Here is a 19119-nt window from a genome sequence, read left to right on the forward strand (position 1 = left end):
TTTCTTTATAAAGCACGAGCTGATCGTGAAGACCGAAAAAGCCGAGGCTACCGTTGCGTAGGTGTATAATAGCCTTTGCTCCGAAAATTCCTGATGCGGCTAAAACAAAAATACACAATATATCAGTTATGCTTTCGCCGATTGTCATATCGTATGCATCGGCGGCAAAAATTAATAAAATCCAAAGAAGTAGTGCTATTTTTATAAACCAATTTATCCTTTGCCGCATACTGTGTCTGCAATCAAAGCTAATTACCATTGCGCCTATACTATTTAATTCGAAAATTTTACGGATCTTGTTTTTGTAATAATACAGAATTTTATCGTTTTTAAACTCAAAATACATACCGTCTTTATCCCTAATTACGGTCAATAATGAAACCAATATAAGCGGAAGCATACGAAAGGTCTTAGGACTAACGGGATTTACTATGGTAGCAAAAGTCAAAAATATAATGAAGCCTATCAGTAGCGCCGGAAATTGATAAATCATATATTCGTAATAAGTATGATCTTTTATTACTATCGGTTCTTTGTCGTAATTTCTAGTTTTGGAATTCTGCGGTAAAGAGCCGCTGTCATCCGAGATAAAATTTTGCGGCTCTGCATTGTTTTCACAGGCAGAATTCTGATCCGCTTCGGCTTCTAAATTTAAAGCGTCAGGATCGGAATTTAGGGTTTCAGAATTTGAAGCTTCGAAATTTGAAGGTTTAGAATTTGAAACTTTATAATCCTGGGATTCAAAATTTGAAACTTCGGAATTCTGGATTTCAGAATTCAGGGATTTAGAATTCGAAGCTTCGGAATTTTCAGTTTCAGAATTCTCAGTTTTGGAATTTTCGACACCAAGCTTTTCGCTGCAGTTTTGCTTTGCATCGCCGCGCCGCTCATTCAGAAGCCTTTTTAATTCCTCAAGCCTATTTTGATCCATTCTTGCCCCCCGATAAGGCGTTTTAACCTCGCTTATTTTTACTCGCGCTCTTCATCGCCGCTAGCTCCTGCGCCAAAAATTCCCCCGTGTAGCTGAGCGTCTTTTTAAAATCTTTTGCGAGCTTTTCGGGGGTGCCGCAAGCGACGATCCGTCCGCCGCCCTCGCCGCCTTCGGGCCCCATGTCGATGATGTAATCGCAGTTTTTGATGACGTCCAGATTGTGCTCGATCACAAAGACGGAATTTCCCAGATCGACCAGATGGTGCAGCACCGCCACCAGGCGATCTACGTCTGCAAAATGTAGCCCTGTCGTAGGCTCGTCTAGGATATACAGCGTATTGCCCGTATCGGTGCGGCTTAGCTCCTTGGCGAGCTTAACGCGCTGTGCCTCGCCGCCGCTAAGCGTCGTGGCGGGCTGGCCTAGCGAAACGTAGCCGAGCCCGACGTCCGCAAGCGTCTTTAGCTTTTGATAAATTTTAGGCACGGCTTTGAAAAACTCGAGCGCCTCGTCGATACTCATCGCCAAAACGTCGGCTATGCTTTTGTTTTTGTATAAAATTTCAAGCGTCTGCGCGTTGTATCTCGTGCCGTGGCAGACGTCGCAAACGACGCTGATATCGGGCAGGAAGTGCATCTCGATCGTGATCTCGCCCTCGCCCGCGCATTTTTCGCAGCGCCCGCCCTTGACGTTGAAGCTGAAGCGGCCGATCTTGTATCCGCGCAGCTGCGCTTCCTTCGTCGCGGCAAAAAGCGCGCGGATCTCGTCCATCACCCCCGTGTAGGTCGCGGGGTTGCTGCGCGGGGTGCGTCCGATCGGGGTTTGATCCAGATAGATCGCTTTATCTAGGCTTTCAAGCCCGGAAATTTTAGCGCCCTTTACCGCGTGCACTTTCCTAGCGCGATTTAGCTCCTCAAGTGCCGTCGGCAGTATGGTTTGCAGCACCAAGGAGCTCTTGCCGCTGCCGCTAACGCCCGTGATGCCGACTAAATTTCGCAGCGGAAATTTTGCGCAAAGGCCGTGGATGTTATTGATATTTACGTTTTTGATACTTAGCCAAAGCTCCTGCTTGCGGTGCTTTTGGTAGTTTATCTCCTTTTGGTTATTCAGATACAGCGCGGTTTGCGTATTACTTTTAAGCAGATGCGCGACGTCTCCTGCGAATACGACCTCGCCGCCTAGATTGCCCGCCCCAGGGCCGATATCCACGACAAAATCCGCCGCCTCGATCGTTTTTTTATCGTGCTCGACGACGATTACGGAATTTCCCTTTTCCTGTAAGCTTCGTAGCGTCTTGATGAGCTTTTGCGTATCGCGCTCGTGAAGCCCGATACTAGGCTCATCGAGCACGTACATAACGCCGCTAAGACCCGAACCGATCTGGCTTGCGATACGGATACGCTGCGCCTCGCCGCCGCTAATGGTGCGCGCATCGCGCCCCAGCGTGAGGTATCCAAGCCCTACGTCTTTTAAGAAAAACAGCCTCTCGTTGATTTCTTTTAGGATCGGCGCTGCGATCTGCGCGTCCTTTTCGCTTAAATTTAAAAACCGCTTTTCATCGCTGAAAAATTCCACGCAGTCTGCGATACTCATATTTATCACGTCGCCGATACCCTTATCTGCGACCTTTACGGCGAGGCTTTCGGGGCGCAGGCGCAGCCCGCCGCAGTCGGGGCAAATTTTTTCGCTCATATAATCGTCCAGATCGCTTTCGTTTTTGAGCAGATCGTAGGCGTATTTGATCGCGCCCTCAAATTTACGCACGAGCTTATGTTTTTTCCAGTAAAAATCGATCTCTTTGACGCTGCCGTAGAGGATCAGCTTTTTTTGCTCCTCGCTTAAGCTTGCATACGGGATTTTGACGTTTATACCGTTTGCCTCGCAAAATCCGAGCAGAAATTTATAATAATAGCTCTTGTTAAAGCCCGACATCACCTTGATCGCGCCGCCCTCGATCGAGGCGTTTTCGTTGATGATCTTGCCCAGATCGAGGCTAAATTTTATCCCCAATCCATCGCAGCTCTCGCACGCGCCCTTTGGGGAGTTGAAACTAAACGCGAGCGGCTCGAGCGGCTTGAATGAAATTTTACAATCAAAGCACGCCATATGCTCGCTGTAGTGGATCAGGCTCTGCGCGAGCCCCAGCTCGGCGGCGTTTGCGATCTCCACCTCAAGCTCGCCGAAGCTGAGCTTGAGCGCCTTTTCGACGTCGCTTGCGATACGGATGGAATTTTCCTCGTCGATGATCGTGCGGTCGATGATGACCTTGATCGAGTGCTTTTTCGTCTTGCTTAGCTCGATCTCCTCGTCCAGTCGCACTAGCACGCCGTCGATCTGAGCGCGCACGTAGCCCTGCTCGCGCAAGCTTTGCAGCATATCGGCGAAGCTGCCCTTTTTCTCGCGCACCAAGGGCGCACCCAAGATCACCTTCGCGCCGAGCGGCAGCTTCATAATCTCGGCGATGATGTCGCTGGAGCTCATCTTTGAGATCGGCTTGCCGCATTTGTGGCAGTGCTGCACCCCCACGCGCGCATAAAGAAGCCTCAGATAGTCGTAAATTTCGGTGATCGTGCCCACCGTCGAGCGCGGGTTTTTCGACGTCGTTTTTTGATCGATCGCGATCGCAGGCGTCAGACCGTCGATCTTATCGACGTCGGGCTTGCCTACGCGGTCTAAAAACTGCCTCGCGTAGCTGCTTAGGCTCTCGACGTATCTGCGCTGTCCCTCGGCATATAGCGTATCAAACGCCAGCGTGCTCTTGCCGCTGCCGCTAAGACCTGTAAAAACGACGAGTTTGTCCTTTGGAATTTGCAAATTTATATTTTTCAGATTGTGCTCGCGCGCGCCCGTGATGGTGATGAGATCGTTCATTTTCGCCCTTTTGTGCAAATTAATCTTACATTATAGCTCAAATTGTTAAAATTGCGCTTTTGGAAGGGGCGGCGATGATACTAATCTGCACGGCTTTGCGCTGCGAAGCCCAAGCGATAATCGAGAGTTTTAAACTTACGCGCAGCGGCGATCTGTTCGCAGGCGAGCAGATGCTTCTATACATCTGCGACGTGAGTTTTGGGGCTAAATTTAAAGCGGGCGCTGCAGGCGGCATAGAAATAGAATTTAAGAGCGAACCCGGCGCAAAATTTGTTCGCCGTGCCGATACAGACGCGGAATTCGGGCGCGAGCTCCGCAAGGATCGGCGCGGCGCGGACGTGGAATTTGAGCATCGTTTGGACGCGGGCGCGCTCTGCGGCGTCGATGTAGAGGTCGGTTCTGCGCGAAATGCGGCTGAAAATTTTAAAATTTTAGATCTTGATTCCGCGCGAAATTTAAAGCGCTTTGGTGAAATTTTACTTTCGCGGCGCGTGGACTTTGCGCTAAACATAGGCGTCTGCGGCTGCGCAGATAAAGGCGTGCAAATCGGCGAGGCGTTTTACTTTGACGGCACGGCAGCGCAGGAATTTTGCGGCGAGGACGGATCGGAGCTTTGTAACTCGCAGACAATGGGGCGCGGCGCGCAGGCTCCGAAATTTCAAAATATTTGCGAGCGGGAATTTTGCGGCGTGAGTTTGGACGGCGGGCTACGGGCAAATTTAATCTGCGTAAGCGAGCCTAAAATTTTAAACGCAGCGGAGCAATCGGGCGCAGCGATCGAAGTATGCGGCGAGATAAACGCACAAGCCCCAACGCAAGGAACGAACGGCGCGGCAGATACAAAAAATTTCACGCAAGGCGCGTCTCAGACTGCGGCACAAAGCGCGACGGGCCGACGCAACGACGCGACGAATACCGCAGTGCGCGCAACACAAAATACGCCGTGCACGGCAAAAGACGCTACCCGCAAGCGTGCAAATCGCGGTATCAGGCTTTACGATATGGAGAGCACGCTTTTTGTTAGTGCTTGCGAGCGTGCGGGCGTGCCATGGGCGATGATGAAGATCGTAAGCGATCATCTGCGCGGCGAGCGGCTTAGCAAAAGCTTCGTCTATGAGCTCGTAAAGGCGCGCCTGCCGCAAATCCGCGCCGCGATAAAGAGCAAAATTTAACTATGGATGCGTGCGCAAAAAACCCAGCCGAGAGATAAATTTTAGCTTCATATGTCGAATACGACGCGGAATTTGAAGGTATTGCGGAGGCGCAGGAGAAATGATGAAAATAAAAGGCTCCTATCTGTATTTTACCCTCTTGGCGTGCGCGTGCATCGCGGTTTGCGCGTATGCCGTAGCAGATCTGTTTGCGGATCCGCCCTTGTTGGTCTTTTTAGCTCTTTTGCTAGTATTTTTCTGTATCGGGCTATGGCTAAAAGACGCCCTAATAGGCGCGCGCTACCTATTTTACTGCGTCTGCGTGCAGCTACTTTTTGCAGCGGCCATATTCGCCGTTCATAAATTTCCCGCCATGGCGCAGTTTGTGCGTGGTGCAGAGATAGGCGTGGGCGGTGCGGGCATACCGCTAGGTATCGCTCTGCTCGTGCTGCCCGCGTTTTTCTGCGCCCTGCCGTATTACTACCGAACGGGCGTCAAAAAAATCCCGCAAAAGCTCATACTCGGCGGAATTTTGATCCTAAACGTCGCTATTACGCTAGCTTATGCCTTCTATTTCGAGCGACTATTCTGCGGCGCGATCTGAAATTTCATCGATTTTCAGTGACAGCACGCGAAATTTAAGTATAATTTGCAAAATTTAAACGAAGCGGAGCAAGATGACGGAGGCAAAAAAGGAGCTAGGCACGCAGTTTGGCGTGAATCTGAGCGAGCGATCAAGCGCGTTTTTGGGCGCGCTATTTGAGAAATTTCACTTTTCATTTCAGCAAAAAAAGCAGCTAGCGGAGTTTGCGAGCGATTTTGAGGCGTGGGACGAGATGCCCGTTTATGAGCTGCTTGCGGACGGGCAGTGCGGGCTAAATTTTAATAAAGCCAAATTTAATAAGGCAGGAAAAGTCCCAAACGGCGGGCAAATTTTTAATTTCGTGCGCGAAGCCTGGCTTGAGTTAAAGTCCCGCCCGCACTCGTATGCAAGCTCCAAAAGCGATTACGCGCCGAAAAAATTTGAAATTTCATCCTTTCGCGCGGAGCGCATAGCTTTAGGGCGCTGTCCGGTGGCGAGCGAAAACACCCGCTGCTGCAATCTGCTGACGCTCGATGCCGTTAATTCGTGCGGTTTTGACTGCTCCTATTGCGCGATTGGCTCATTTTACAAGCAGGGGAAAATCGGCTTTGACGAGAATTTTGCGGCAAATTTAGCGCGCCTGCGACTCGATCCCGCGCGCAGCTACCACATCGGCACGGGGCAGAGCTCCGACTCGCTCATGTGGGGCGATCGCTTCGGCATTTTAAGCGCGCTATGCGATTTTGCGGCGCGGCATCAAAACGTGATTTTGGAGCTTAAAAGCAAGTCAAACAATATTAAGTTTTTCCTGCAGCGCGAGATCCCGCGCAACCTCATCGTCACCTTCTCGCTAAATACCCCCGCGATCATAGCGAACGAGGAGCATCTAAGCGCGAGCCTGGATGCGCGGCTGGCGGCAGCCGAAGCGCTCGCGGCGCGCGGCATTTTGGTGGGCTTTCACCTCCACCCGATGGTTTGGTACGAGGGGTGGCGGAGTGATTACGGCGCGCTTTTTGAGCGGCTGCTGCGCAGCTTCGATCCAAGCAACGTCGTGATGGTCTCGCTCGGCACGCTTACTTTCATCAAGCCCGTCGTCAAGAAGCTACGCTCGCGCGGGCTACGGAGCAAAATTCTACAGATGCCCCTTGCGGACGCGAACGGCAAGCTGTCCTACCCGCTGCAGATCAAGCGCGAGCTTTTCAAATTTGCCGCGGACGCGCTTTCGCCGTGGCGCGAGCGGGTGTTTTTCTACCTCTGCATGGAGGATGCGAGCCTGTGGCGCGAGGTTTTGGGACACGAATACGAAAGCAACGACGCATTTGAGGAGGCGATGAAAACGGCGTATTTTGCAAAGATAGGGCAGCGCTAGGCGTGCTGTTTACCGCAGATGTCGCGGCCTGGACCGGCTCGCATGTGGCGCCGAGGGTACAGGGCGAAAATTTACGGCGAGCGAGCGATTAAAATTTAGCGGCACACCCGGCTTTATAAAATTAAATTTTATAAATCGTGCGGGGCGGGCACAGCGAGCGGCGATGAAATTTTACAAAGCGGCGGCGCAGCAAGAAGTCCGCAGGCTAAATTTAAAATTTTACCCGGCGCATGTCGGCGGCGCGGATTGTTTAGGCTGCACAAATTTAGCGGCGGACACAATGAGCAGAGAAAATTTAGCGTAGGAAAATTTACTCGGCGCACTAAATTTAACGCGCCGAAGCGGCATGAAAATTTAAAGGAGAAAAGATGAAAGCATTGATCACGGGCGCAAGCGGCGGTATCGGCAGCGCGGTTGCGGAGCTTCTGCGACAAAACGGCTATGAAATTTTAACGCTGGCCTCGCGCTTTGAGGATACGGACGCGCTGGCAAAAGAGTGCCGCGCGCTGGCTGCGGCGTGTGAGATTGACGCACTGATTTTGTGCGCGGGCACGGCGAAATTTGCGCCGCTTGAAGCGATGAACGAGAACGAAATTTTAAAAATTTTAAACGTAAATCTTGCTGCAAACATCATCATCACGCGCGCGCTTTTGCCAAATTTAAAGCGCAACCGCGCCCATATCATCGGCATCAGCTCGATCGAGGCGCTGCGAGCGAGCCGCTTTAGCGCGGTTTATAGCGCGAGCAAGGCGGGGCTGCGGGCGTTTCTGCTATGTCTTTTTGAGGAGGCGCGCAAGCAGATCAGAGTAAGCTGCATCAATCCGGGCATCACCAAAACGCCGTTTTACGAGGATTTGAGCTTCGAGCCTGCAGATGATGAGGCGAGCTTCGTGGATGTGGGGGAGATCGCAAATTTCACGCTGCAAATTCTGCGCACGAAGTCCAACGTGAGCGAGTTTACGATCCGCCCGCAAATCGTAAATCTGCGGAAAAAATCAAAATTTAATCGCGAAGGAGGCGAGCTTGAAAACTAGTAAAAGTAAAATTTTTATTATGCTAATTGCGGGGTTTTTTATTATTTATGGAGTTATAAGAAGCAGCGGTATGTATTGCAATATGGAGGAATTCTTTTCTGATAGGAAAGGCGAAGAGGATGACGCCTGCATCGCTAAGCTGATAAAGCGCGCGGATGATGGAAATAGTTTTGCAGAAAATAGGCTTAGATATCCAACTATGGAATATATCAAGCGAGTGTGCGAAAAGGGGGTGGAAAACTTAGGTGAGCGAGAAAGATTTTATTTCGAGCGTTATAGCAAAGATCGTTGTAGCGCTTGGGGCTTTGAAACGCCCAAATTAAAAGACAGCGAAGCAAATACGACGGACGGCGAGGGAAATTTAACGCGCGAGGGTGCGAATACGATCCGCGATGAAGCAGATGCAATCAAACGCGATATGAATTCTACGGGAGGATTAAATGCCGGGCGATAAAGCGAAATTGAAAGCTAGTAAAAGTCAAATTTTTTTGTTAATCGTAGGGGCTGTTATTCTATGCGCCCTATATATAAAAATCAGCGGCTCGTGTTGCAATGTGAGAGAGATATTTTTGGGCTATGGCGAAGAAGACGATGCCTGCATTGCTAAGTTAGTAAAGCAAGCGGATGCCGGCGATATCCTAGCGACAAACAGACTAAGGTATCCGCATGAGGCGTATATTAAGCGAGTGTGCGAAAAAGGAGTGGAAAGTTTAGGCGAGCGCGAGAGATATTATTTCCAAGGCTTTAGCGGGGATCGCTGTGAGAATTGGGGCTTTAAAACGCCAAAATTAAAGGGCGATGAAGCAAATACGACAAGTAGCGGCGGTAATTTAGCGCGAGGCGATATGAACGCAACGGACGGCGGAAATTTAACGCGCGCCGAGGCAAACAACGGCGAAGCTGACACTACGGGCAACAAGGCGGACACGACGAAGCGCGAAGGAAATTCTACGGAAGAACAAAATGCTGGGCGATAAGATTAGCCTTGAAGGCGATATCGTAAATTTTATGCCGTTGGTCAAATTTGTGAAAAAATGAGTTAAAATTTATTACTCAAGGAAAAACATGGTAAAAAAGAGATCTTTAAAAATAAAAGGAAGCATATCGATTGCCATAATCCTGCTTTGGGCTTATTTTTTGATTACGACGCTGGGCGGTGATAGATACTGTGGCGTATGGGATTATATCGCAAATAGTGAAGAGGATGATGCCTGCATCGCTAAGCTGATAAAGCGCGCAGACGCGGGTAGTGAATTGGCGCTCAATCGGCTTAGATACCCTAGCAAGGCGTATATCAAGCGCGTATGCGAAAGGGGAGTGGAAAACTTAGGCGAGCGAGAGAGATATTATTTCGAGCGTTTAGGCGTAGATCGTTGCGAAGCTCCAAATTTTAAAGGTGGCGAAACAAATACGACAAGTAGCGGCGGTAATTTAGCGCGAGGCGATACGAACGCGACTGACGGAGGAAATTTAACGCGCGCCGAGGCAAACAACGGCAAATCCGACACTATGGGCAACAAGGCGAGCTCGATAAAGCGCGAAGGAAATTCTACGGAAGAGCAAAATGCTGGGCGATGAAAATTTAGAAAAATTTTTCTCAAAAATCGACGCTGCGGAGTTTGGGATTTCGGCGGGCCCAAAGCCCGCTTTAAAAAATTCTAAGCTTGCAGGAAGCGCGAGAGACGGGAATAAGGACAAGCTCTTAAAATCACAAGGTGGCGCGGAATTTCGCGGCGGACAGGCGCACTCTAGCGGCGCGCAGCAAACTGAAATTTTAAAATTTAATGCCGAGCTGCCGTTTGATGCCGAGAAAGAGCGTCTTGATACAGAGCAAGCACACTTAAAATTTAACGTCCGTCCATCGCAGTCGGAACCGGGCGTCAGACAAGCGCTTGCGTTTGATGCTCATCCGCCGCAGACGCCGTTTGACGCCGAGCGAGCGCAGGCAAAGATCGAAAATTTCATGCGCGATCTGCTGCAAAACCACGTGCTTTGCGTAAGCGGCGCGGAATTCGCCTTCGCGGAGATCGAGGCGTATTTCACGGGCGCGGATCGAAACACCTACAAGCGCACGTCGCGGGCGGGCGAGATATTTTTTCACAATTTCGGCTTTGACATTTCGTTTCGCAGCGTCCCGCAAAGCGGCGGCGGGATTTTGGTGCGAAGCCTACGCATCCTAAACGGCACAGAGCTTTTGGCGGGCGGCTTACCGGGTTCGACGGCCTACTTGCCTGGCTCGGCAGACAACTTGCACGGCTTGGCGGAGAGCGGTCCGCTCGGCTCTGCCGCCACGCTTATACAAAATGGCGATTTTATCGCGGGTCCGCGCAAATGCATGGGTAAAATTTTAAATCTGCAAACGCAAAATTTAAACTTCTCTTTAAAGCGTGTGCCGCAAATAACGCATGCGGCGAGCTTTAGCAACCGAATCCGACGAGGTGAGATCGTAAATGAAGCGAATCTGGACGCAAATATGCCAAGCGGTGCAGCGGGTGCGGCGAAGCTTGCGAATGAGCCGCGTAGGCTTACTAGCGAGGAGTTTGAGGTATATTTGAGCGTAGGCTGCGCGGCGGCGAAAACATATAAAAAATCGCTGCAAAGATATGAGGACTAAATTTTGATCAAACGGCGCATAGCGGGCGAGCGGTAAAATTTAATGAGCTTTAAGCGGCGGCGCTATAAAATGGCGCGTCCATCAAATTTAAAGGCGGCAAATGGATCAAAGCAGGCTAGATGAATTAAAAAAGCCACTACAAAAGCGACATCAAGAGCCGAAGTGGGGCTCGGAACAAAATTCTAACGGCGAAAATTTTAAAGCCCAAAATTCTGAAATCCAGAATTCTGAAGTTTCGAATTTTGAAGCCCGGAATTCTGAAGTTTCGAATTTTGAAGCTCAGAATTCCGAAGTCTCAAATTCTAAATTCTTGAATTATAAATCTTCAGATTCTGAAGTCTCGAATTTTGAAATCCTGAATTCCGAACCTCCGAATTTCGCTACCGACGCTTTAAATTTAGAAGCCGAAGCGGATCAGAATTCTGCCTGTGATAACAACGCAGAGCCGCAAAATTTTATCTCGGATGACAGCGGCGCCTTACCGCAGAATTCCAAGGCTAGAGATTACGACGAAGATTCGATAATAATCAAAAATTATGAAAAATTTTTTGTATATTCGTTTTTAGTCTTATTATTGCCGATTTCTACGCTACATGCATTTTTGATTATAGATTGTATAAATTATAAAAATATTGACATAGTTCAGTATTTTGCAATTTTATTCATTATTTTACTATCTACAGTTATAATATCCATATTTACCGTAATCCGCCCTAGGCAAGAGATAAAATTCACAAACAAATATATACAATTCATTAGCGACGACTTGGTTGAAAAACGCTGCGAAATTGACAAAAACGCTTTATCTTTAAATTTCTCTATCGGAATTTTGGCAAGTTCATATGAGATAGGAAAATCTGAAAAGATATTTTTGTACTTTATCGCTATTTTTATATGCGTAATATGGTGGGATATATTTTTTATAGCGGTATTCTTTACATATTTATTTGGGTTCTTATTAAATTTCATACTTTATCTGTTTATAAATAGAAATTTAAAAGGGTTTAGGGCTCTGCCGTTTATTAGGATCGCACGTCCCTCATATGGCAGATGGTTTAGGAACAAACTCATTTATCCAAGATATTATCTCGTTTATCTCTATAATCAAAAAATTTATGATGAAATTAAGGAATATTTTTTACGAAAAAGCGTAAATATAAATAACGTTAAGAAAGATTATTTGTTTATCTAATGAGGAGGATAAAATGACGAGGGAAGAGGTCGCGAAGAAAGAGTCAGGCAACGTATATAAAAGTCTTTTGTCAATTAAGCTATTACAAATTTAGATCTATTTTTTAAAAGGTGCTTGAAATAATGGAAAATTTTAATAAACAAAAAGCCAGAGACTACGACAAAGATCCGCTAATAATAAAAGACTATGCTTTTTACGACTATATGAAATATTCCACGATTGCTACGCTTATAGGATGCTTATTCTTCATCTCGGTCGTTACCGTAGTAAACCCCATTGAGCCCAAAAATTTTAGATTACTTCCTTTCGCTTTGGTAATATTTTTTATCAGGCGAAAGCAACAAAAGGGCGTCTATTTCGTATTTAACGATTCGGATATCAAATATTACAAAGAAGATAAAGCTTATAAATCTTTGAAGCTTGAACAAATCGGCGCCGTTGCGATCAGTTTTGATCCGCGCTGGGACTGGCGGCAGAGGATAAGCATACCCGAAATGCTGTTTTTGTCGCTTTGGCCTTTAGGTGCATACGTTATGCGCGGAATGCATGCGATGATCGCGCTAATTTCGATGATAGCAATTAGCCTATTCGGAGCGGGTATATTGATGCATCTTAAAAATGGCAGTTTCAGATGCTTAGGCGTCTATGACCGGCTTGTGATATACGGCGAAACGGGCGATCTTAGAATTATAAATGTTTTGATTTATAGCGAAAAAGAGTATCTGGAATTAAAAGAGTATTTTATGCGCAAAACGCATATAGATTTAGATACCGTCCCGCGCACCTTGTCGGTATTTAGCAAAAAGGTAAAATTTAGAAAATTTAAATTCTAACGCTCCGCTTGAAATTTTGCCTTTAAATTTACGCGTTAATCATCGCTGCCTTCATATACGCCGAGCTCTACGAGATTGCCGTCAGGATCGCGCAGATAGATACTTTGCATAGCGCCGCGCGCGCCCATTCGAGACACGACGCCAAGCTCTATTTGCACCCCTTTGTTTTCCAGCTCCGTTTTGAGCTGCTGTGCGCTTTGATCTTCGCAGATGAGGCAAAAATCCGCCGAGCCTACGCTAGGACGCGCTGCAAACGGCGCAAACTCGCCCGCGCGGGTGTGGATATTGATCTTTGAGGAGCCGAAGCACAGGCTGTGTTTGCCGCCCTCGTAAACGTGCTCTAGCCCCAAAATTCCTTCGTAAAATTCCACGCATTTTTGCAGATCGTCCGTAACTAGGACGAAGTGATCGATATCTGTGATTTTCATTTCATCTCCTTGCGCGCTTGCAAGTCGCAAAATTTTTACGCCTCGCGGTGCAATCTTGGAATTCTACCGTGAAATTTTGCGACAAAATTCCAAATGCTCATAGCGCGAAATCAAAATTCCGCGACGTAAATTTTAAAATTCTAAAATTTAGCCTAAGTAAAAATGGAGCGCGAGCAAAACCTCGCTTTAGTAAAATTTGACCCGACGAAATTCCGTCTAGCTAGCGCCGCAAATTCTAATCTCGCGATTTTAAAACTAGCGATTTTAAAATTCTCTTGCCTACCTCGACGCCCGGCTGATCATAAGTGCTGACGCCCAGTATCGCTCCAGTAGCGCTGGTTAGCAGCTCGAAGTAGTAAAATAGCTCGCCCACGCTCTGTTCACAAAGCCGCGAAACCTCGATTAGATCGACGCTAATACCCTCATTTAGTACGGCTTGCAGCGTAGCATCGCACTGAAGATTTAGCACCTCATCCAGTCGCATGCCGTTTACGAAGTCGCAGCCCTCAAGACCTTGCAGACTGATACCAGGCACCGCGTCCGTAGTGCCGTTGTCCGTGAGCTTTAAGAAAGTCACGGTCTTATCCTTTACGCCGTCCATTATGAGCTGAAGGAAGCTGTGCTGATCGCGCGAGCCTACAAGCCCCACAGGAGTAAGCCCCTCGCGTCTAAAGCCGATCTTTTTACCTAAGCTTTCCGCCCATAGCTGCACGTACCACTCGCCCAATGCGCGCAGCGCGTCGCCATAGCTAAAAAGGACATTGATTTTCGCACTTTTGTGCGTGGCGTAGTGATAGGCTTTTCGTAGAATTTTATTCTCTGCGATTTTAGCGGGATCGCCTGCTAAAATTTCATCCAGATACCGCTCTTTTGCGGCGGCAGCTCCGCGTAGCATCGCGCTTGCATCAAGGCCTAGCCCAACTGCGGGCACTAGCCCTACCGCACTTAACACGCTAAAACGGCCGCCTACGTTAGCGGGCATATTTATCACGCAGGCACCGTGCCCGCGCGCGAAGATATCAAGCGGCGAGCCCGCATCGGTGATGAAGATGAAATTTTTCGCTAGCGTCTTTAAATCTGAAATTCCGAAACGCTGCAAAACGACCTTAAAAAGCGAGATTGTCTCGATCGTGCTGCCCGATTTGGAGGATACTATGAAAATCGTGCGAGCGAAATTTAACCCTTCAAGCGCGCGACGCACACTAAGCGCGTCTAAATTATCCAAAATTTCAAAGCGCAAATTCTTTCTTACGCGCGGACGCAGCATCTCATAAAGCGCTCGCACGCCCACGCTGGAGCCACCGATGCCCACAAGCACGACCCCGTCGTAGCTTCGTGCGCTAAAAAATTCCTGCGCTCGCGCTATTTCGTCTGCGCCTTGCTGCGGCAGGCGGTAGTAGCCTATCTCGCCGCTTTCGTATTCGGCGCAAATCTTTGCCGCTATCTCTTCTAGCGCGCCGTCTTTTGCCGGCGGGAAAAACAGCTCATTTTTTACCATCGCCGAATTCTCGCTCGTAGAAATATTTGATCGCCTCCACGTAGCCTTTTACCGAGCCGCAGTCGAAGCGAGTGCCTTTAAATTTATACGCGATCACCACGCCGTTTTGAGCCTGCTTCAAAAGCGCGTCGGTGATCTGCACCTCGCTGTTTTTACCGGGCGCTGTCTGCTCGATGAGATCGAAAATATTGGGCGTTAGGATGTAGCGCCCGATGATGGCTAAGTTTGACGGAGCCTCGCTAGCCTCGGGCTTTTCTATCATATCCGAGACCATTATCAGATCGTCGCTGATGCTCTTTCCCGCGATGATGCCGTATTTGTTTACGTCCTGCGGCGGCACCTCCATTACCGCAACGACGCTGCAGCGGTATTTTTCGTAAATTTTAACCATCTGCGCAAGCACGCCCTCACCGTTTTCGTTCACGCACAGATCGTCTGCGAGTACCACGCCAAAAGGCTCGTCGCGGATTAAAATTTTACCCGTATAAATTGCGTTGCCGAGCCCCTTCATCTGCTCTTGGCGCGTAAAAGAGAAGGTGCAGCGCTTCATAAGTGCTCTGATCTCGTCGAGCAGATACTCCTTGCTGCTGCCTGAAATTTGATCCTCCAGCTCGTAGCTGCGGTCGAAATAATCCTCCAGAGCGCGCTTGCCGCGACCCGTGACGAACGCCATATTGTCCATGCCCGCCTCCAGCGCCTCATCCACGCCGTAGTGAATGAGCGGCTTGGTAAGGATCGGAAGCATCTCTTTTGGTAGTGATTTGGTCGCGGGCAAAAAGCGCGTGCCGTAGCCCGCCGCGGGAAATAAACAGGTCTGGATCATGAAGCTCCTTTGATCTTTTTTTGAACTTTTATTATAATGCAAAAAAGATAAAATTCCGCAAAGGAAAGCCTTGAAAACGATTGAAAAAGAGATCAGCGCCGCGCAGGAGATTAAAAAATCAAGCTTCATCGCCTATCTAGCGCCGCTAGCGAGCTTTGAGACGCTGCGTGTGCGGCTGCGGCAGCAGCATCCCAAGGCGCGCCATATCGTCTGGGCGTATCGCGCGCTGAACGAGCCCGGGCAGATTGTAGAAAACTCAAGCGACGACGGCGAGCCCAAATCGACCGCGGGCGCGCCGTGTCTAAACGCGCTTCGCGGCGCCGAGCTAATTAACGCCGCGGTGCTTGTGGTGCGCTACTTCGGCGGCATCAAGCTAGGCACTGGCGGGCTGGTGCGCGCATACGCTAGTAGCGCAAATCTCGCTATCGAGGCTGCCGCAAGCAGCGGTGCTTTAACCGACTTTTTTCTTAAAAGGCGCTGCGCCTTTTTCGTGCCGTTTGCGGCGGTGGCTAAATTTGAACATTTTTTAAAAAAATCTGGCTTTGTTTATGAAGCAAGCTTCGGTGCTGCGGGAGCGGAGTTTAGCGCAGAGTTTAGCGCGGAGGAATTTGAAAAATTTAAAGGCTTTGCAGATGCTCTCGCGCCGGCTCTTAAAATGCTGCGCGAGCCGAAATTTTAAAATTTCAAAATTCTATAAAATTTAAAAGCTCGTCTCGGCTAAATTTGAAAGCATAAGCAGATTTTGCATTTTATCGTAGCGGAATTTTAAAGCTAAAGTGAAATTTCATCGTGCGAAACATAAAATCCGATAAATTTTAAAATTTTCAAAATTCTGTCGTAATTTAGCTTGCAAAATTTCGCGAAAATTCCGTCCGTAAATTTCAAAATCCCATAAAATTTTTAAAATTTTACGTGCTTCATCTTAGCTTCACGCACAGGTAGGCTTAGCAGAGCTGCAATAGCCGCTAGCGTCATATCCAAATACCACATATAATCATACGCGCCGTATGCCCGTACCGCAAGACCCCCGATATATGCGCCAAAAAATCCACCGATTTGATGCGAAAGCATCGTAAATCCAAATAGGCTTGCTAAATATCGCGTCCCTAATAGCTTACCTACGGCAGCCGCAGTAGGCGGTACGGTCGCTAGCCAGGTAAATCCTAATCCCACGCTGAAGATATAAAACGTAAGGCTATCTTTTGGCGAGAGCACATAAGCACCAATAAGAGCGATACGCAGGGCATATATGCAAAATAAAATGACTTTACAGCGCACTTTGGAAACACACCAACCTACGAATAAGCTGCCTACGATGTTAGCGATACCAATCAGTGCGAGCGAAAAGGACGCTACCTGCGCGCCATGCCCGCTTAGTGCTACTTCGCTAGGCAGGTGCGTCACTAAAAATGCTACGTGAAAACCGCACGTAGCAAAGCTTAAATTTATCAAAATATAGCTTTTATCGCGCAGCGCTAAACGCAGCACTTCGCCTAAGCTGCGCTTATCTTCTTCATGCAGGCTGGTTTGTTCGCCAAATAGAATTTTACTGCCTGCCAAAAGTCTTGCAAGCGGCAGAATTAGCAAGCTAAGCCCTGCGAGCGTAAAAAATGCGCCGCCGTATCCCAAAGTAGGCGTTGCGATACAAAACCCTATCATCGGTGCAAATAAAAACTGCCCGAACGAGCCGCCTGCATTTAACACTCCGCTAGCAACCGAGCGGATAGAAAATGGCAGGCGCTTTGCCATTAGGCTCATTAGAATCGGAAAACTACCCGCACCAAGCCCCAGTGCAAGCCCAAAACCCATCGTTAATACAAGCGCGCTTTCGCTACTAAATAACGGCACAAGAGCGCAGCTAATCGCCAAAAGCACGCTGCCCCAAAACAGCACGACGTAGGCACCGAGCTTGTCTGCAAGTATCCCGCTAAGCGGTTGCGAAAAGCCCCATACCAGCTGCGTAGTTGCCATCGCAAAGCTTACTTGTGCGATGGATAGGGAATTTGCTTGCATTATGGGCTGCACGAAAAGACCTAATGACATACGAATGCCCATCGTAATCATCAAAATCGCCGCGGCGCATAGGATCATTATCCAAACTGATTTCATATATATTCCTTTTAAAAAATAGAATTATAGCATAAAAATCACTAATATATCGATATTTTATAGATATATTTAATTAATGTATTTTAGTATATTATTTATGTAAGAGGAATTTACCGAGCTTTAATGGGCTTTGCATTAAAATTCCATTTTCAAGGAGAAGCGATGATTTACGAAGATGAGATGATTTATGTGGAGCGCGAGGAGCACGAAGTGCCGTGGGTGAAGGTCTTTACGAAGGCGAAATTTAAAGAGCTTAGCGACTGCGACGAGGCGACGCTGGCGCATCTGTGGCGCGCCGTGCTTCAGTGCGAAAAGAGCCTGCGGGAGTTTTATGCGCCCGATAAGATCAATATCGCAAGCTTCGCCAACTACGTGCCGCGCGTGCATTTTCACATCCAGGCGCGCTTTAAAAACGACAGCTTTTTCCCGGAGTCCGTCTGGGGCAAAAAGATGCGAAACGGCAAGCTCGATCTGCCGGAATTTAGCGAATTCGCAGAAATTTTAGCGGCAAATTTAAAGATGGAATTCAGATGATAGGCGCGCGATCCAAAAAATACCTAAGCCTTTTCGCACTTGCTTGCTGCGGCGCCACCTTTGCATTTTATCTGCGCTTTAAAAGCGAGGAAAATGAGATAAAAATCAAGCAGCAGTTCGATTTCAGCGCGAGTTTGTTTGAAAAGATCGTGGACGAAGAGAAGCTAAACGCCTTTGCGATCTCGCTGATTTTGTCGCAGAACAGCGACGTGGTGCGCTGCTTCGAGAGCGGCAAACACGGCGAGTGCATGGACGTGACGAAAAAATACAAAGACATTTTAGGCGCGGTGCCCTTCTATACGGGCGTGAAGATACATTTTCATACGCAAAACACCAGAAGCCTAGCTAGGAGCTGGAGCGACGAATTTTACGACGACGATCTGAGCTCGTTTCGCCATTCGCTTTTGCAGATCCGCCAGAGTCTGCTTCCAAAAGCGCTCGTCGAAATGGGGCGGTGCGGAGTTTTTATGCGCGGAATTTCACCCGTTTTTAGCGAGGGTAAATTTATCGGAAGCGCCGAGATAATGCTCGATTTCGAGCACGTCATCGCGCAGATCAACCGTATGGGAAACGATATTTTTATCTTGGTCGATAAGAGATTTGAGACCGACTGCTTCTACGATAAAATAGGCGTTATCAAGGACTTTATCGTCGTAAACAGCGCACCGGATTACGACGTTTTGTCGATTTTGGCGACGCTTGATTTTGGGGCGCAGAGCTTTATCAAAAAGGACGGGCATTATTTTTACGTGCGGGCATTTTCGGACGAAAACGGCACGAAGCTGGGCTATATAATTTTGCACCGCGAAGGCTAGCGGCGGGATTTAAATTTAGGTGCCTATCGCTTGTTTGTTTCGTCGCGGCGGCGGCAGCGCGGCGAGCGGACGTTTTAAATTTGATCGTAAAATCGCGGAAATCTGTGCTGAAATTTTAAATTTTAAAAGGAGCGTCGGTATGAAATTTTATAAATCAGTTAAATTTAAAGTCGCAATAGGCGTGCTGCTTCTTATAATAATACTCTGCGCCGCATTCATCCGCATCATCCCCGATTATTCCACTTCACGAGGCTTCGCTGTCGTTTCTACTTCCGACTACAACAAATACAAGCAGGGCTATTGCCTCAAAGAAAACAGAATTTTGCCCAAAGAGGA

20 protein-coding genes and 1 pseudogene are annotated in these 19119 nt (G+C 48.2%); 15 read left to right on the top strand and 6 right to left on the bottom strand.

Annotation, left to right across the window (positions count from 1 at the left end):
* Both Q0257_RS10430 and uvrA read right to left on the bottom strand, forming a co-directional pair.
* Positions 1-931, bottom strand: a 931-nt coding sequence (locus tag Q0257_RS10430) for a hypothetical protein (protein ID WP_298024635.1), incomplete at its 3' end; no start/stop codon positions are given.
* Between the two features lie 22 nt (positions 932-953).
* On the bottom strand, positions 954-3800 hold the full coding sequence (uvrA, locus tag Q0257_RS10435; protein WP_298024637.1) for an excinuclease ABC subunit UvrA: 2847 nt from the start codon (positions 3798-3800) through the stop codon (positions 954-956).
* Positions 3801-3874: 74 nt separating this feature from the next.
* Here uvrA and Q0257_RS10440 point away from each other — a divergent pair, with 74 nt between their 5' ends.
* The 11 genes from Q0257_RS10440 to Q0257_RS10490 all read left to right on the top strand — a co-directional run bounded on the left by Q0257_RS10440 (position 3875) and on the right by Q0257_RS10490 (position 12576).
* Complete coding sequence (locus tag Q0257_RS10440) at positions 3875-4972, top strand: hypothetical protein (protein ID WP_298024638.1); 1098 nt, start codon at positions 3875-3877, stop codon at positions 4970-4972.
* 103 nt (positions 4973-5075) lie between these two features.
* Positions 5076-5555, top strand: coding sequence for a hypothetical protein (locus tag Q0257_RS10445; protein WP_298024640.1), 480 nt, complete (start codon positions 5076-5078; stop codon positions 5553-5555).
* Between the two features lie 73 nt (positions 5556-5628).
* Positions 5629-6903, top strand: coding sequence for a spore photoproduct lyase family protein (locus Q0257_RS10450; RefSeq protein WP_298024642.1), 1275 nt, complete (start codon positions 5629-5631; stop codon positions 6901-6903).
* 163 nt (positions 6904-7066) lie between these two features.
* Positions 7067-7207, top strand: coding sequence for a hypothetical protein (locus Q0257_RS10455; RefSeq protein ID WP_298024644.1), 141 nt, complete (start codon positions 7067-7069; stop codon positions 7205-7207).
* Between the two features lie 64 nt (positions 7208-7271).
* Entirely contained in the window at positions 7272-7937 is a 666-nt protein-coding gene (locus Q0257_RS10460) for an SDR family oxidoreductase (RefSeq protein ID WP_298024646.1), read from the top strand.
* A complete protein-coding gene (locus tag Q0257_RS10465) occupies positions 7927-8391 on the top strand; it encodes a hypothetical protein (protein WP_298024648.1) in 465 nt (154 codons plus the stop codon). The genes Q0257_RS10460 and Q0257_RS10465 overlap by 11 nt, the downstream gene beginning before the upstream one ends.
* Positions 8392-8398: 7 nt before the next feature.
* On the top strand, positions 8399-8914 hold the full coding sequence (locus tag Q0257_RS10470) for a hypothetical protein (protein WP_298024650.1): 516 nt from the start codon (positions 8399-8401) through the stop codon (positions 8912-8914).
* 88 nt (positions 8915-9002) lie between these two features.
* Positions 9003-9515: a hypothetical protein gene (locus Q0257_RS10475; protein ID WP_298024652.1), complete on the top strand. Its 513-nt coding sequence runs from the start codon at positions 9003-9005 to the stop codon at positions 9513-9515.
* Positions 9502-10551, top strand: a complete 1050-nt coding sequence (locus tag Q0257_RS10480) for a hypothetical protein (RefSeq protein WP_298024654.1) — start codon at positions 9502-9504, stop codon at positions 10549-10551. Before Q0257_RS10475 ends, Q0257_RS10480 begins: the two co-directional genes overlap by 14 nt.
* Positions 10552-10651: 100 nt before the next feature.
* Positions 10652-11743 carry a hypothetical protein gene (locus tag Q0257_RS10485; protein ID WP_298024656.1) on the top strand — a complete coding sequence of 364 codons (1092 nt, stop codon included), beginning with the start codon at positions 10652-10654 and terminating at the stop codon, positions 11741-11743.
* A gap of 122 nt (positions 11744-11865) precedes the next feature.
* Positions 11866-12576 carry a hypothetical protein gene (locus Q0257_RS10490; protein WP_298024658.1) on the top strand — a complete coding sequence of 237 codons (711 nt, stop codon included), beginning with the start codon at positions 11866-11868 and terminating at the stop codon, positions 12574-12576.
* 35 nt (positions 12577-12611) lie between these two features.
* Here the strand turns inward: Q0257_RS10490 and Q0257_RS10495 are convergent, their stop codons facing one another.
* The 3 genes from Q0257_RS10495 to galU all read right to left on the bottom strand — a co-directional run bounded on the left by Q0257_RS10495 (position 12612) and on the right by galU (position 15325).
* Positions 12612-13004: a VOC family protein gene (locus tag Q0257_RS10495; protein WP_298024659.1), complete on the bottom strand. Its 393-nt coding sequence runs from the start codon at positions 13002-13004 to the stop codon at positions 12612-12614.
* 235 nt (positions 13005-13239) lie between these two features.
* Positions 13240-14502, bottom strand: coding sequence for a glucose-6-phosphate isomerase (locus tag Q0257_RS10500; protein WP_298024661.1), 1263 nt, complete (start codon positions 14500-14502; stop codon positions 13240-13242).
* The gene (galU, locus tag Q0257_RS10505) at positions 14489-15325 is read right to left on the bottom strand and encodes a UTP--glucose-1-phosphate uridylyltransferase GalU (protein ID WP_298024663.1); all 837 of its coding nucleotides are present in this window, start codon (positions 15323-15325) and stop codon (positions 14489-14491) included. Before galU ends, Q0257_RS10500 begins: the two co-directional genes overlap by 14 nt.
* Before the next feature lie 70 nt (positions 15326-15395).
* On the opposite strand from galU, the gene Q0257_RS10510 reads away from it, so the two are divergent.
* Positions 15396-16004 carry a YigZ family protein gene (locus tag Q0257_RS10510; RefSeq protein WP_298024665.1) on the top strand — a complete coding sequence of 203 codons (609 nt, stop codon included), beginning with the start codon at positions 15396-15398 and terminating at the stop codon, positions 16002-16004.
* 221 nt (positions 16005-16225) lie between these two features.
* Here Q0257_RS10510 and Q0257_RS10515 read toward each other — a convergent pair whose 3' ends face one another.
* Positions 16226-17434: an MFS transporter gene (locus tag Q0257_RS10515; RefSeq protein WP_298024666.1), complete on the bottom strand. Its 1209-nt coding sequence runs from the start codon at positions 17432-17434 to the stop codon at positions 16226-16228.
* Between the two features lie 162 nt (positions 17435-17596).
* Between Q0257_RS10515 and Q0257_RS10520 the strand changes: the two genes are divergently transcribed.
* From Q0257_RS10520 to Q0257_RS10530, 3 genes and pseudogenes are all read left to right on the top strand, one after another.
* A complete protein-coding gene (locus Q0257_RS10520) occupies positions 17597-17968 on the top strand; it encodes an HIT family protein (RefSeq protein WP_298024668.1) in 372 nt (123 codons plus the stop codon).
* Positions 17965-18783, top strand: coding sequence for a cache domain-containing protein (locus Q0257_RS10525; protein WP_298024670.1), 819 nt, complete (start codon positions 17965-17967; stop codon positions 18781-18783). The genes Q0257_RS10520 and Q0257_RS10525 overlap by 4 nt, the downstream gene beginning before the upstream one ends.
* A 139-nt stretch (positions 18784-18922) precedes the next feature.
* Positions 18923-19119: pseudogene (locus tag Q0257_RS10530) on the top strand (hypothetical protein); the annotation flags it as partial.

It is taken from the genome of uncultured Campylobacter sp., from assembly GCF_938018035.1.
Classification (GTDB): Bacteria; Campylobacterota; Campylobacteria; order Campylobacterales; family Campylobacteraceae; genus Campylobacter_B.